We start from the raw sequence: 15498 nt of genomic DNA, 5'->3' as shown, positions 1-15498 counted from the left end.
TTGGCACACTATTGAGTTCTCAAACAACAGACACACCCGGCACCACCCAAACCAAACATTCAGGATCGCTCCGGAGCAACTTTTCAAACTTACCGGCTGGCTTCACTCTTGTCAAACCGGCGGTCGCGACCTTCATCAGCGTGAAGCTTTTTGGTCGGGTTTTCCGGCTGACTCTGTGGACCAGCGCGGAAATAAACTCTACCACCACTTGGCCGCGATGGCCAACTCTCCCGGACGCCGGTTCCCGCCACCAAGGTGACGGGGCACGGAAAAGCCCGGAATCACAGGGATTCCGGGCTGTTCCATGCGGTTCACGCCGGCAGGCTACGCGGAGGCTGCTGTCCCACGCCCCGATACCTTCGGTGCTGCAACTCCTGGCTTGAAGTAGGCCGCGCCGAGCGGCGGCAGGGTAACGGTCAGCGTGGCGGGCTGGCCGTCCTGGCCTTCGTCGACGGCCTTGAGTCCTTCCTTGTTCAGGACACCGGACCCGCCGTAAGTTTCATGGTCCGTGTTGAGGACTTCCATCCACGGCCCCGCCGCCGGTACGCCCAGGGTGTAGCCGACGTGCGGGCCGCCGGAGAAGTTGATGGCGCACACCAGCGGGTTACCGTCCTTGTCCCAGCGGATGAAGGACAGGACGTTGCGGTCGGCGTCGCCGCCGTTGATCCACTGGAACCCGCCGGGCTCGTTGTCCCGGGTGTAGAGCGCCGGTGTGGTCTTGTACAGCTCGTTCAAGTCCTTGGTCAGGAGCTGCAGACCCTTGTGCGCGGGGATGTCCGCAAGCCACCAGTCGAGCCCGTGCTGCTCGGACCATTCGGCTTCCTGGCCGAATTCGGTGCCCATGAAGATCAGCTGCTTGCCGGGGTGCGCCCACTGGTAGGCCAGGAAAGTGCGCAGGTTGGCGAGCTGCTGCCAGCGGTCGCCCGGCATCTTGCGCAGCATGGAACCCTTGCCGTGGACAACCTCATCGTGGCTGATGGGCAGCAGGAAGTTTTCCGTGAACGCGTACACCATGGAGAACGTGACGGTGCCGTGGTGCCATTTACGGTTGACGGGATCCTCGGAGGCGTACTTGAGGGAGTCGTGCATCCAGCCCATGTTCCATTTGAGCCCGAAGCCCAGCCCGCCGTGGCTGGTGGGCGCCGTGACGCCCGGGAACGCTGTGGACTCTTCCGCGATCATCACGGCACCCGGGTGCGTCTTGTAGACGGTGGCGTTGACTTCCTGCAGGAAGGAGATGGCCTCCAGGTTTTCCCGTCCGCCGAAGCGGTTGGGCTGCCACTGGCCGTCCTGTCGGGAGTAGTCCAGGTAGAGCATGGAGGCAACGGCATCCACGCGCAGTCCGTCAATGTGGAACTCGTCGAGCCAGTAGAGGGCGTTGGCCACCAGGAAGTTGCGTACCTCGGTACGGCCAAAGTCGAAGATCAGGGTTCCCCAGTCCGGGTGCTCGCCAAGGTTCGGGTCGGCGTGCTCGTAGAGTGGCTCGCCGTCGAACTGGGCAAGGGCCCAGGCGTCCTTGGGGAAGTGGGCCGGAACCCAGTCGAGCAGCACGCCGATGCCGGCCTGGTGCAGCGTGTCCACCAGGTACCGGAATTCGTCCGGGTGGCCAAAGCGGGACGTCGGCGCAAAGTAGGAGGTGACCTGGTAGCCCCAGGAGCCACCGAACGGGTGCTCCGCCACAGGCATGAACTCCACGTGGGTGAAGCCGAGCCATTTGACGTAGTCCACCAGTTCCTTGGCGAGCTCGCGGTAGCCCAGCCCCAGCCGCCAGGACCCGAGGTGTACTTCGTAGACGCTCATCGGGGAATTGTGCGGATCACGCTGGGCACGTGCTTCCATCCACTCGTCGTCCTTGAAGGCGTAGGAGGATTCCACCACCCTTGAGGCCGTCAGCGGTGGAACCTCGGTTCCGAATGCCAGGGGATCAGCTTTCTCCACCCAGTGACCGGCCCTAGTCCGGATTTCGAACTTGTAGCAAGCGCCGGCTGAAACGCCGGGGATGAAGAGTTCCCACACCCCTGAGGAGCCAAGGGAGCGGAGGGAGTGTTCGCGCCCATCCCAGGCGTTGAAGTCGCCCTTGACCCGGACAGCCTGCGCATTGGGAGCCCAGACGGAGAAAGAAACGCCGTCCACGTCGCCCAGGGAGGACTTGTAGTGCCGGGCATGGGCGCCCAGGACCTCCCACAGCTTTTCGTGCCGGCCTTCGCCAATCAGGTGCAGGTCCACCTCGCCGACGGTGGGCAGGTACCGGTACGGTTCGTCGACCGTCACTGGTTCAGCCCCCGGGTAGGTGACCGAGAGCCGGTAGTCCGGCACATGTCCGTGCTGCAGCGGTTCCAGGACCGCCACCCATACGCCGTGCGCCTCGTGCTGCATGGGAGTTTCGCCTGCGGAGGTGATGACGTTGACTGCTTCGGCCAGGTGCTTCACCGTGCGGATGGTGACGTGCCCGTAGTCGTCCAGGTGCGCACCCAGGACAGAGTGCGGGGCGTGGTGTTCACCGTTTGCGATCCTGCCCAAGGTGCCGTCGTCCACCTGCAGCGGTGCGCCCGGGCGGTCAGTTCGTGCTGAGCCTGTCATTTCGTTACCTTCCGATGCTGCCCCGGCATGGTCGCCGGCGCTGTTACCGCTAAGGAGCCGCCTGGAGGCGTTCACCGGGATCGCCAGCCAGTCGGGCCTGTTACGCATTTCATAAACTACTTCGTACAGTGCTTTGTCCAGCCACAATGCCACAAAGAGGGGCGCGTTCCGGTCCACGGTTCCGGGCGTGACGCTGGCGTAGCCGTCAAGGAATGCTTCCGCGCAGTCGTCCACCCAGGCTGCGGGCACCTGGGCGCCTTCCTGTTCGCGCTGGGCAGCTCCCGCCGCGTAGTCGAAGGAGCGGAGCATTCCGACGACGTCGCGCAGGGGAACATCGGGGACGTTCCGTTCGGCGATGGGCCGGAGGGGCTCGCCTTCGAAGTCGAGGATGGCCCACCGGTCAGGGCCGGCCTGTGCCGGGACCTGCAGGATCTGGCCAAGGTGAAGGTCGCCGTGGATCCGCTGGAGCGGCCCGGTGGGTACGCCGTCGAGGCCTTCCAGCAGCGCGTCCAGTTCTTTGTCAAAGGGCCCGACGGCGGGACCGGCTTCCGCCCATGCCTGGCGGACGCGCTGGGCTACTCCCGGTCCGATCACCTTGCCCGGTTCGCTTTCGGCGGACTGTCCCAGCGCTTCGGCAAGGCGGCGGTGCACTGTTGCGGTGGCGGCTCCGAGGGCCCGAGCTTCTGTGGTGAAATCAGTGCCGGAACGGGCGGCGTCCACCGCGAGGCGCCAGGCATCCCGGCCGCCGGCCAGGAACTCGTGTGCCACGGCCAGCTCGCCCTGCACCTGGCGGGTCCCCTTTCCGTCAGACGGGGTCCTGCCTTGGGCCAGCCACTCCCCCCGCACCCAGCCAAGGGTTGCGGGCACCTCGGACGTCCCGGCGGAGGTCAGGGCGGACCCCACCTCAACTTCGGGGTTGGCGCCCTCGGACAACACCCGGAAGAATTTCACAATCGCTGCCGATTCGCCGTCGTCCACAATCACTGAACTGTTGGACTGCTCCCCGGACAGGACCTTCACAACACCGTGCGCGGTAGGCAGCCGGTAGCTCCCGGGGACCTTGAAGCCCGCTGCCGTGCCGCTGGCAGCCTTCTCTTCATTCCGGATCAGCTGCAGCCAGGAGCCCACGAAGTCGGGATCGTGGACGGCGTCGTAGACCCACGGACGGGACGGATCCGTGCCGGCCGCCTGGCCAACAAGCGCCCGTTCCATTCCTGCTGCGGGTGCGGGCCGGAAGCTCAGCGGAACCTGGACCACGGCAGTCCGCCTGCCGCCGTCGGAGCCCTGCGTGCTGACGTTCAGCAGGAACACGGACAGGGCTGCGTGCCTGGCCGGGTCTTCAAGCCCCAGGCTCCCGGCCTGGGACATTTCGAAGTCAGGCGACTTGATGGGAAACCAGCGTTGCTTCGGGAGCCATTCCTGGAGCAGCGCGGTCAGGGCGGGCGTGAGAATAGGCTGGTTCATGTCACTCCTCTATCGACAGGATGGGCATGGCCTGGGTGTAGGGCGATGACGGGTTGGATGCCGCAGACCGGACGCGCAACCAGAAGAAATCGTGGCTGCCCAGGGTCAACGTCAGCGTGCCGTCGTCATTGATTCCGGGGAACATCTGTCCCCCGAAGACATCCCGCAGTCCGCGGCCGGCGTACTCCGGTACCCGCAGCCGGGCTGCCACGGGGTGCTGGGAAAGGTTGAAGACGCACAGGACGGTTTCGCCGTTCAGTCCCGCGGGGTTGCCATGGGGCAGTTCGCGGAGGTAGGCAAGGACGGCGTCGTGGTCGGCCTCCACGTGCTTGTAAACGCCCAGGCCGAACGCGGCATGGTTCTTGCGGACGCTCAGGATCTGCCGGGTCCACCGGAGCAGGGAACCGGAATGGGCGGACTCGGCCTCCACGTTCGCCATGCTGTAGTTGTACACCAGCGACTGGATGGGAGGCAGGTACAGCTTGCCCGGGTCCGCGTGGGAGAAACCGGCATTCCGGTCGGGGTTCCACTGCATGGGGGTACGGACGGCGTCCCGATCCTCGAGCCAGATGTTGTCGCCCATACCGATTTCGTCGCCGTAGTACAGGAACGGGCTGCCGGGCAGGGACAGGAGCAGCGCGTTGATCAGTTCGATCTCGGCACGGGAGTTGTCCAGCAGCGGCGCCAGCCGGCGCCGGATGCCGATGTTGGCCCGCATCCGGGGATCGGGGGCATACCAGCCGAGCATGGCCGCGCGTTCGTCGGCGGTGACCATTTCGAGGGTCAGCTCGTCATGGTTGCGCAGGAAGGTGCCCCACTGGGCGCCCTCCGGAATGTCCGGGGTGTCCCTCATGGTCTCGATGATGGGCGCTGCCTTCTGGTCCCGGAGCGCGTAGTACAGCCGCGGCATGATCGGGAAGTGGAAGGCCATGTGGCACTCCGGTTCCGCTTCCGTGCCGAAGTACTCCACCACCTCGTTGGGTGGCTGGTTGGCCTCGGCGATGATCACCCGGCCGGGGTAGCTTTCGTCCACCATGGCCCGCAGTTTCCGGAGGAACTCGTGGGTGGCCGGCAGGTTCTCGCAGTTGGTCCCTTCCTCCTCGTACAGGTAGGGGATGGCGTCGGCCCTGAAACCATCGATGCCCTGGTCCAGCCAGAACCGCACCACATCGAACAGCGCCTCGATCACCCTGGGGTTTTCGAAGTTCAGGTCCGGCTGGTGGCTGAAGAATCGGTGCCAAAAGAACTGCCGCCTGATGGGGTCGAACGTCCAGTTCGATTCCTCGGTGTCCACGAAGATGATGCGGGCATCCTGGTACTTCTCGTCCGTGTCACTCCATACGTAGAAGTCCCCGTAAGGCCCCTCGGGGTCCTTGCGGGACTCCTGGAACCAGGGGTGCTGGTCCGAGGTGTGGTTCAGCGGCAGGTCGATGATCACGCGCACGCCCCGGGCATGCGCCTCGGCCACCAGGCGCTTGAAGTCGCTGATGGTGCCGAACTCGTCCAGCACGGAGTTGTAGTCCGAAATGTCGTAGCCGCCGTCCCGCAGCGGTGACTGGAAGAAGGGCGGCAGCCAGAGGCAGTCCACGCCCAGCCACTGCAGGTAGTCCAACCGGTCGATCAGGCCGGAGAAGTCTCCGGACCCGTCGCCGTTGGCATCCGCGAAAGCCCGGACCAGTACTTCGTAGAACACGGCCTTCCGGTACCACAGCGGATCATGCTGGAGGCCCGGGGCGTTGAGCTCGAATGTGCTCTTGGGAGTGAAGTGTTGGCCCGAACTTTGCGCAGTAAAACTCACTGATGCATTCTCCTCACGCTGAGGATGTGTGCGGGCTCAACATGCGGGTCCAGGCGCACGTAGTTGTACTCGCCCCACTCCCAGCTTTCCCCGGAGATGAGGTCGTCCACGTGGAACCCGCCATTGGCCGTCAGGTCCTGCGGATCCAGTTCAAGCGCGGCGAGGTCCAGTGTCACGGTGGATTCCCGAGTGACATGCGGGTCCACGTTGACCACCACGATGAGGGTGTCCTTGGAACCGTCAGGCAATGTCTTGTGCTTGGAGTACACCACCGTGGCGTCGTCCGTGCTCTGGTGGATTGTCAGGTTCTGCAGGTCCTGGAGCGCAGGGTGGTCCCGGCGCAGGTGGTTCAGCCGGGTGATGAACGGCGCCAGGGTGCGTCCGGATTCGGCTGCCGCATCCCAGTCGCGTGCCTTGTATTCGAACTTCTCGTTGTCGATGTACTCCTCGGCGCCCGGGCGGGCAACGTGCTCGTAAAGCTCGTAGCCTGCGTAAACCCCCCACAGCGGGCTGGCCGTGGCGGCCAGGACTGCTCGGATCCGGAACGCCGGCGGGCCGCCAAACTGCAGGTAGGGGGTGAGGATGTCCGGGGTGTTGACGAAGAAGTTGGGCCGGAAGAACGCCGGCGAATCGTGGCTCACCTCGTGGAAGTAGTCCTCAATCTCCTTCTTCGTGTTGCGCCAGGTGAAGTAGGTGTAGGACTGCTGGAAGCCGGCCCGGCCCAGGGCGTGCATCATTGCGGGCCGGGTGAACGCCTCGGCAAGGAACACCACGCCCGGCACTGCTTTGTTGACTTCGGCAATAAGCCATTCCCAGAACCAAACAGGTTTGGTGTGCGGGTTATCAACCCGGAAAATCTTTACGCCGTGGCTGACCCAGAGCAGGACAATCCGGAGAATTTCATTGGAAAGGCCCTCAGGGTCATTATCGAAATTGAGCGGATAAATGTCCTGGTACTTCTTGGGCGGATTTTCGGCGTAGGCAATACTGCCGTCCACGCGGGTAGTGAACCATTCCGGGTTCGACGTTACCCACGGGTGGTCCGGAGCGGCCTGCAGGGCGAGGTCCAGGGCAACTTCCAGGCCCAGCTCATTGGCCCGGGCCACGAAAGCGTCAAAGTCCTCGAACGTGCCGAGGTCGGGATGGATGGCATCGTGCCCGCCTTCCTCGGCACCAATGGCCCAGGGCGAGCCGGGGTCATGCGGACCGGCAACCAGGGTGTTGTTGGGCCCCTTGCGGTGCTTCACGCCGATGGGATGGATGGGCGGCATGTACAGGACGTCGAAGCCCATGGCCGCGACGGCGTCCAGCCGCCTGGCGGCAGTGCGGAAGTTACCGGAAGTCCACGTGCCGGTGGTGTGGTCCTTGACGGCGCCCTCCGAACGGGGAAAGAACTCGTACCATGCACCGCGGCCGGCACGGTCACGCTCGACATTGAGCGGGTACTTTTCGGAGACCGTCACGAGTTCGCGGATGGGCTGGCGGGCGACGATGTCCGCCACTCCGTGACTGAAGCCGGCGGCGAGGCGCTCCTCCGGACTCAGCGACCGGTCCGCCAGCCTCTCGGCGACCCAGCGCAATGTTGCCCTGTCCGCCTCGTTCCGGGAGTCGTCGTCGGACGCTTCGGACAACAGCGCAGCGCCCTCAGCGAGCATAAGTTCAACATCAATCCCGGCGGCGATCTTCACCTCGGCGTTGTGGTGCCAGGTGCCGTAGCGGTCATGCCAGGCTTCAATGACAAAGGACCAGTGCCCGGTTTCCGACGGCGTGAGGATGCCTTCCCAGCGGTCGGTTCCCATGCCGCGTTCCCCCCGCGGCGGCGCGAGCCGGACGCGCTGGCGCTCTGCGCCCGACGCGTCCAGCAGGACTGCGCTCACGCCGAGCTGGTCGTGGCCTTCCCTGAAGCAGGTGGCACCCACCACGATTCCTTCGCCCGGCAGGGCCTTGGCCGGGAACTTTCCACCCTCGACGACGGGCTGCACGGCCGTGATCGGAAACCGTCCGAACCGCAGCCCCTCCGTGATGGATCCCCTTGGCATTTTCTCTGTTACGGCACTGATTCCTGAGTTAGTCGTCACAGGCTCGACGTTAGCGAGAAAAGTCCAAGATTGCTAAGCCTGCTCACTAATCTCGTCGTGCCGCACGTCATTTCCTGCACGCCCCTGTCATTTACCCAAAAGAAACCCAAAGCTGGTTCCTGCCGCCCATGTTGTCCGTTAGTGTGACGCAGGTGAAGGCAATCCGCAGGTTTACGGTCCGTACAGTCCTCCCCGAGCCCATCCGCCCGCTGGCGCGGCTTGCAAGCAATTTGCGCTGGTCCTGGCACCGCCCCACCCGGGAACTCTTTGCGGGGTTGAACCCCCGCATCTGGGAAGAAAGCGAGCAGGACCCCGTCGGCTTCCTGGGCATGGTCAGCAGGGAAGAATTCCAGCGGCTTGCCGCCGACCAGTCCGTGGTGGAGCGGGTGCGGGCAGCGGAGCAAGACCTTGACCGGTACCTTGAGGAACCGCGCTGGTACCAGGGCCTGGGGCCGGAGGCGCCGGCGTCCATCGCCTATTTCTCCCCCGAGTTCGGCATCACCGAGGTCCTGCCACAGTACTCCGGCGGCCTGGGTATCCTGGCCGGCGACCACCTGAAGGCGGCGTCGGACCTCGGCGTGCCGCTCATCGGCGTGGGCCTGCTTTACCAGGCCGGCTACTTCAAGCAGTCGCTGTCCCGGGACGCCTGGCAGCAGGAGACCTACCCCGTCCTGGACCCGGACGGCCTGCCCCTCACCCTGCTTCGCGAACCCTCCCCCGACGGCAACGGCAAGCCCCTGCAGATCACCCTGCCGCTGCCCAACGGCCGCCGGCTGCTGGCACACATCTGGCGGGCCGACGTCGGACGCGTCCCCCTGCTGCTCCTTGACTCGAATGTGCCCGGCAACGATGACGCGGCGCGCAGCATCACGGACCGGCTGTACGGCGGCGGCGGTGACCACAGGCTGCAGCAGGAACTGCTGCTCGGCATGGGCGGGGTCAAGGCGCTGCGCGCCTTCCAGCAGCTCACCGGTTGCCCCGCGCCGGAAGTGTTCCACACGAACGAGGGCCACGCCGGCTTCCTGGGCATTGAACGCATCCAGGAGCTCATGTCCGGGGACCAGGCGCTCACCTTCGATGAAGCGCTGGCGGCCGGCCGCGCCTCCACCGTGTTCACCACCCACACTCCTGTTCCGGCCGGCATCGACCGGTTCGAGATCTCGCAGATCAGCCACTTCTTCCAGGCCGGACTGGCGCCCGCCGTGCCGGTGGACCGGATCCTGGAACTGGGCCGCGAGAACTACACCGACGGCAACCCGGCCGTGTTCAACATGGCGGTAATGGGCCTGCGCCTGGCCCAGCGCGCCAACGGCGTGGCCAAGCTGCACGGCGAAGTGTCGCGCGGCATGTTCTCCGCTCTGTGGCCCGGCTTCGACCCCTCCGAGGTACCCATTACCTCGGTAACCAACGGCGTGCACGTGCCCACCTGGGTGGACAGCCGGATAGCCAAGCTGGCCCGCGACCAGTTCGGCAGCGAGGCCGAGGCCAATGGCCGCTGGGATCTGGCTTACAACGTCAGCGACGCCGACGTGTGGGCGCTGCGGCGGGAGATGCGGTCCGCGCTGGTGGACGACGTCCGCAAACGGCTCCGTGCAGCCTGGAAGAAGCGCGGCGCTGCCGACGCCGAACTGGGCTGGACGGACAACGTCCTGGACCCCGATGTGCTGACCATCGGCTTCGCCCGGCGCGTTCCCACCTACAAGCGGCTGACGCTCATGCTGCGCGAACCGGAACGGCTGAAGGCACTGCTCCTGCACAAGGACCACCCCATCCAGCTGGTCATCGCCGGCAAGTCCCACCCTGCCGACGATGCCGGCAAGAAGATGATCCAGGACCTGGTCCGTTTCACCGACGACCCCGAGGTCCGGCACCGGATCGCGTTCCTGCCCAACTACGACATCGCCATGGCGCGCACCCTGTTCCCGGGCTGCGACGTGTGGCTGAACAATCCGCTGCGTCCGCTGGAAGCCTGCGGGACATCCGGCATGAAGGCGGCGCTGAACGGTTCACTGAACCTGTCCGTCCTGGACGGCTGGTGGGACGAGATGTACGACGGCGAGAACGGCTGGGCGATTCCCACCGCCAATAACGGGGCATCACCGGAAGAACGCGACGACATCGAGGCGGCAGCGCTGTACGAGCTGCTCGAAACCCAGGTGGCGCCAAGGTTCTACGGCAGCACCGTCTCGGAGGCGGCGGGGGCCGCCGGGCCGTCGACGTCGGCGGCGGAGAAGGTCCCCACGCACTGGGTCTCGATGATCAAGCACACCCTGTCGCACCTGGGCCCTGCCGTCTCTGCCGAGCGTATGCTGCGCGACTATGTGAACATCCTCTACCGTCCGGCCGCCGAAGCCGGCCGCAAGGCCATCGCCAACTCGTACTCGCAGGCACGTTCGCTCGCATCGTGGTCAGCCAAGGTACGTTCCAACTGGTCCCAGGTCCACGTGGAGCACGTGGATTCGGTGGGCGTCTCCGAGGATCCGCAGATCGGCGACACCCTGCAGGTCAACGCCTACGTGGCCCTGAACAGCCTTACCCCGGATGACGTGTGCGTGGAGGTGGCCTACGGCCGTGCCGAGGAAAGCGACACCCTGGCGGACATCACCCTGATGGAGCTGCAGGTGAAGGAGGACCTTGGCAACGGCCGCCACCTTTTCAGCGGCTCGCTGGTGATCGACCGCTCGGGCTCCTTCGGCTATACCGTCAGGGTCCTGCCACGGCACGAGGCCCTGGCATCCAAGGCTGAGCTGGGCCTGATCGTCAACGCCTGACCCTTCGCCAACCGGCCTGAACCGACGCAGGAGGATCCATGACTGAACAAACCGTGGCCGACGTGATCGTTGACCGGCTCACCACCTGGGGCGTGGACCGGGTTTTCGGCTACAGCGGCGACGGAATCAACGGTTTCATGGGGGCGCTGCGGCGGTCCGGCGGGCGCGTCGAGTTCGTCCAGGCCCGGCATGAGGAAACGGCGGCATTCATGGCCGTGGGCCACGCGAAGTATACGGGCGGCGTGGGGGTGGTGACCTCAACCCAGGGCCCGGGCGCCGTCCACCTCCTTAACGGGCTGTACGACGCGAAGCTCGACGGCGTGCCGGTGGTTGCGATCGTGGGGCAGCAGAGCCGTACGGTGCTGGGCTCGGCCTACATGCAGGAAATTGACCTGGGCGCCCTGTTCAAGGACGTCGCATCCCAGTTCGTCCAGCTGGTCAGCGCTCCGGAGCAGGTGCCCATGGTCCTGGACCGGGCATTCCGCACGGCGAAGGCCACGTCCTCGCCGTGCGTCGTCATCGTCCCGCACGACATCCAATCCGCGCCGGCACCGCAACTCGAGCAGCAGCACGGCATCGTGGTCACCAGCCCCTCGTGGAGTTCCGCCGCCAAAACGCCGCGGGATGAGGACCTGGACGCCGCGGCCGCCCTCCTGAACTCCTCGGAACGGGTGGCGCTGCTTGTCGGCCAGGGTGCCCGGCACGCCTTCGACGAAGTGGTGGCCGTGGCGGAAAAACTGGGTGCCGGCATAGCCACCAGCCTGCTGGGCAAACCGTACGTCGATGAGACGCTCCCCTTCGCCGTCGGGACCATGGGCCACCTGGGCACCACTGCCAGCGCCCACCTGCTGGGCAACTGCGATGCCCTGCTGATTGTGGGGTCCAATGATCCGTGGACGGAGTTCTATCCGCCGCCCGGGGCGGCGCGCGCCGTGCAGATCGATATTGACGAGAAGAAGATCGGCAACCGCTACCCGGTGGAGGTGGGCCTGCCCGGTGACGCGGCATCCGCCCTCGCCGCCCTGGGCCGTAGGCTCGAGCACCGCCCGCGGAGCCAGTGGCGCTCGGACGTGGAATATGAAGTCAGCCGCTGGCGTATCCTCGCCGCGGACCGCGCCGCCGTGCCTGCCTTGCCCGTCAACCCCGAACGCGTGGTCCGCGAGCTTAATGGCAGGCTCCCGGGAAACGCGCAGGTGAGCGTCGACGTCGGAAGCTGCGTGTACTGGTATGCCCGCCAACTGGTGCTGCCGCCCGGGGTCCCGGCGCACCTTTCCGGCACCCTCGCCAGCATGGGGTGCTCCATTCCCTACGGGATTGCCGCGAAGCTGGCCCACCCCGACCGGCCGCTCGTGGCCCTGGCCGGGGACGGTGCCATGCAGATGGCGGGTGTCGCCGAGCTGGCCACCGTGGCGCACCGCTGGCAGGAGTGGGAGGACCCGCGGTTCGTGGTGTGCGTCTTCAACAACCGGGAGCTGACGGAGGTCACCTGGGAACAGCGCGAGTCTGAGGGCGAGCCGCGGTTCGCGGCCAGCCAGGAGCTTCCCGATTTTCCTTTCGCCGGATACGCCGAGCTGCTGGGCCTTGGGGGCATCCGGGTGGAGGATCCGGAGCTGCTCGGTGAAGCGTGGGAGCAGGCCTTCGCCGCGGACCGGCCCGTGGTGATCGAGGTGCTGACGGATCCGGAAATTCCGCTGCTGCCCCCGTTCCCGGCCGGCAGGGAGAAAGCGGAGAGCATGCGCAAGGGGCTGGCTGCGGAGGACGACGGCGGCCGGGCCGCCGAACTGCTCGATACCTACCTGTCGCAGGAGGAACCTGCCGGCGGCTGACTGCGGCTAGAGCAGGACGGCGGTGACGGCCAGGTCCTTGCCTGCGTAGCTTTCCGCGTCCTGGAGGATCTCACAGATGATCCCGAAGGACCTGTCGCTCCGGAACGGGGCGGCCACCTGCCAGAGGACGGTGACCGGGGCGTTGCCGTTGTCCGTGATCGAGTCCGCAAAGTCGTGCAGGGAGTCGTTCAGGGCGTCGAGGTTGACCCCGTAGTGTTCCGGAAAACTGAGGACTTCACCGAAGGTTTCCAGGACGGCACGTTTGCTGTCAGCCGGCGGGACAACCAGGATTCGGCGTCCGGCATCGGCCACCTGTTCCTGCAGTTCCTCGAGGGTCCAGGTGTCGCCAGAGTAGATTTTCATGGCTTGCTTAGCTGCCTTCCGCTATGAACTTGAACGACTCGTAATGGTCTTCGGTGTAGTACTTGTCCCCGCCGCTGCCGGCCACGATCCGGCGGGCGCCCCGGTCTGATTCCCCGGGCGTGGGCACGGTGTACTCGCGGTAGTATCCGCGGTCCTGGCGCGGCAGGATGCGCTCGAAGTTGCCGAAGGTCTGGTCATCCTGGCTGTACTGGTACGGGCCTCCCGCGCGGATGAGTGCCAGGACCCTGCGGCCCTCAGGCGGCAGTTCCGATTCCCGGATGGATGCCAGCCCTGAAGGGTTGTCAGCCGCGACCGGCGCCGCGGGGGCGGACTGTGAGGCGGAACCCGGTGCCGTGGCGCGGGAGGTGGCCTCCGCCGTCGTGCTTTCCCTCGGCTGATCCAGGAGTCCGGGGCCGCCGAACATGACCAGGGCCAGCACCACAAGGGCACCCAGCAGCAGGGGCAGGAGGGAACGGTTGCGCATTCTTCGGTCCAGGCTACGTGCGGTAGATGCTGATGGAGTTGGCCTCGGCCACGTCCGTCTCCCCGGCAGCCACCACCCCGCCCTGCCGCTGTTCGTGCAACGGTGAGGTGGTCAGGCGGAGCTCGAACCTGCGCGGAGCGGTCCCTTCGGCGGTAACCTGCGGGAGCGTGATCTGCACGTCCGAGGTTCCGCCGTTCACCACGATCAGTCCTGCGAACTCCCCGTCGTCAGTGCCGAGCAGAAGCTGGACCACCCGGTGGCGCGGATCGTTCCAGCGCTCGGTGGACATTGGCCGGCCGTCCTGGTCGAACCAGTAAAGGTAGGACTGTTCGTCGCGGACGGGGAAGTCGTGGGGCTGGGCGGCGAGGAACTCCTTGCGGAGGCGGATGTAGCGCTTGGTGCTGCGCAGCATCTCGTGGGATTCCGGCGTGCGGGTCCAGTCCAGCCAGGTGATGGCGTTGTCCTGGCAATAGGCGTTGTTGTTGCCCAGTTGCGTCCGTGCCAGTTCGTCACCGGCGGTGATCATGGGCACGCCGAGGGAAATGAGCAGCGAGGCCATCAGGTTGCGGCGGGACTGGGCCCGCTTGGCAAGAATGTCGCCGTTCTCGGTGGGGCCCTCCACGCCGTGGTTGTAGCTGCGGTTGTCGCCGTGCCCGTCCCGGTTCTGCTCACCGTTGTCTTCGTTGTGCTTCCGGTCGAAGGAAACGAGGTCGTTCAGGGTGAAGCCATCGTGCGCGGTGATGTAGTTGACCGATGCCAGGCGGGAGCGTCCGGAAGCCTGGAAAAGGGCAGCGGAGCCTGACAGCGAGTCAGCGAGCTTGGCTACTGACCCGCCGTGGCCGCCGTTTTCGAGGGCTGCCCGGTCCGCAAGCCAGAAGGAGCGGAGGGAATCCCGGAAGTGGTCGTTCCAGTCCACCCAACCCAGCGGGAACCGTCCGGTCTGCCAGCCCCCGTAGCCCACGTCCCAGGGTTCGGCGATCAGCTTCACGTCTGACAGGACGGGGTCCGCCGCGACGGCCAGCAGGAATGGATGCCGGGGGTCGAAGTCGTTGGCAGCGTTGCGGCACAGGGTGACCGCGAGGTCGAAACGGAAGCCGTCAATGTGGAACTCGTCCACCCAGTACCGCAGCGAGTCCACCACCAGCTGGACCACCCGGGGCTCGGCAAAGTTAAGGCTGTTCCCGCAGCCGGTGGTGTCCACATACCTGCCCTGCCCGTCCGTGCGGTAGTACGTGTCCTCCCCCAGGCCCCGGAAACTCACGGTCTGGCCGTTGGGTCCGCCCTCCGCGGTGTGGTTGTAGACGACGTCAAGGATGACCTCCAGGCCGGCGGCGTGAAGGGCCTTGACCATCCCCTTGAATTCGTCCTGCACAGCCTTCGGCCCGGCCTCCCGCGCCGCCTTGGTGGCATATGCCGGGTGCGGGGCAAAGAAGGCCGCAGTGTTGTAGCCCCAGTAGTTGGTCAGTCCCAGGTCCTGCAGGTGCGGTTCGTCGAGGTGGAAATGCACCGGCAGCAGTTGCACCGAAGTGACTCCCAGGCTGGTGAGGTGCTCCACCACGGCGGGGTGGGCCATGCCGGCGTAGGTGCCGCGCAGCTCCCGGGAAACATCCGGGTGGAGCATGGTCTGCCCGCGGACATGGGCTTCGTAGATGATGGTGTCGCGCCACTTCAGGCGCAGCCGTTCGTCACCGTCCCAGGTGAAGTCTCCGGCCATTCGGACGCTGGTGAGCACGCCGTCCCGCTGGTCCACCGCACGGCCGTACGGATCGAGCAGCAGGGGCTGGCCGCCGTCGTCCTCAACCTCCCGCGTGGGCATCGAAAGGGGCAGCGACTGTTCCCGCGACGCGGGGCGGAACCCGTACCGCGAGCCGTAGGGCAGGTCCTCCACGATGCCGTGGTGGACCCCCTCCGTGACGTTGGGGAGCGCCTGGACACGCCAGTCCCCGCCGGGTGCGATGTAGACGATTTCCAGGCTGGGCACTCCCGGGGCGTAGCAGGCCACGTTGGCCCGGCCCCCGGCACGGTGCTGGGTGCCGCCGGAGTCCGCGCGCGGAACGCTGACACCGAGGGGAGCTGCCGTGGAGGAGTCCATGGTGGAAGCGGTGTCGAAAAGCGGTATGACCATCACCTAAAT

Annotated in this window: 8 protein-coding genes; 2 read left to right on the top strand and 6 right to left on the bottom strand. The window is 66.0% G+C overall.

Annotated features, from left to right (window positions below):
• Window positions 1–324 precede the first annotated feature (324 nt).
• Genes AC5RT3_RS19365 through AC5RT3_RS19355 form a run of 3 tightly spaced genes read right to left on the bottom strand, consistent with a single transcriptional unit; the run spans window position 325 to window position 7881 of the window.
• The gene (locus AC5RT3_RS19365; protein ID WP_494124966.1) at window positions 325–4044 is read right to left on the bottom strand and encodes a 1,4-alpha-glucan branching enzyme; all 3720 of its coding nucleotides are present in this window, start codon (window positions 4042–4044) and stop codon (window positions 325–327) included.
• A gap of 1 nt (window position 4045) precedes the next feature.
• A complete protein-coding gene (gene treS, locus AC5RT3_RS19360) occupies window positions 4046–5842 on the bottom strand; it encodes a maltose alpha-D-glucosyltransferase (protein WP_494124965.1) in 1797 nt (598 codons plus the stop codon).
• On the bottom strand, window positions 5839–7881 hold the full coding sequence (locus AC5RT3_RS19355; RefSeq protein WP_494124967.1) for an alpha-1,4-glucan--maltose-1-phosphate maltosyltransferase: 2043 nt from the start codon (window positions 7879–7881) through the stop codon (window positions 5839–5841). Before AC5RT3_RS19355 ends, treS begins: the two co-directional genes overlap by 4 nt.
• Window positions 7882–8072: 191 nt before the next feature.
• On the opposite strand from AC5RT3_RS19355, the gene glgP reads away from it, so the two are divergent.
• Together glgP and AC5RT3_RS19345 are read left to right on the top strand one after the other, a co-directional pair.
• Window positions 8073–10691 (top strand): alpha-glucan family phosphorylase, encoded by a 2619-nt coding sequence (gene glgP, locus AC5RT3_RS19350; protein WP_494053690.1) that lies wholly within the window; start codon window positions 8073–8075, stop codon window positions 10689–10691.
• Between the two features lie 38 nt (window positions 10692–10729).
• Window positions 10730–12517, top strand: a complete 1788-nt coding sequence (locus AC5RT3_RS19345) for a thiamine pyrophosphate-requiring protein (protein ID WP_494124964.1) — start codon at window positions 10730–10732, stop codon at window positions 12515–12517.
• A gap of 6 nt (window positions 12518–12523) precedes the next feature.
• On the opposite strand, the gene AC5RT3_RS19340 is transcribed toward AC5RT3_RS19345, so the two are convergent.
• From AC5RT3_RS19340 to glgX, 3 genes are read right to left on the bottom strand one after another with little or no spacing between them, the layout of a single operon-like run.
• The gene (locus AC5RT3_RS19340; RefSeq protein ID WP_494124963.1) at window positions 12524–12880 is read right to left on the bottom strand and encodes a barstar family protein; all 357 of its coding nucleotides are present in this window, start codon (window positions 12878–12880) and stop codon (window positions 12524–12526) included.
• Window positions 12881–12887: 7 nt separating this feature from the next.
• A complete protein-coding gene (locus tag AC5RT3_RS19335; RefSeq protein ID WP_494124962.1) occupies window positions 12888–13364 on the bottom strand; it encodes a guanyl-specific ribonuclease in 477 nt (158 codons plus the stop codon).
• A 13-nt stretch (window positions 13365–13377) separates the two neighbouring features.
• A complete protein-coding gene (gene glgX / locus AC5RT3_RS19330) occupies window positions 13378–15489 on the bottom strand; it encodes a glycogen debranching protein GlgX (protein ID WP_494124961.1) in 2112 nt (703 codons plus the stop codon).
• Between the last annotated feature and the right edge of the window lie 9 nt (window positions 15490–15498).

Source organism: Arthrobacter sp. Y3221159, from assembly GCF_059089885.1.
The sequence above is the reverse complement of the archived record's forward strand: the minus strand, read 5'-3'. Positions and strand labels throughout refer to the sequence as shown.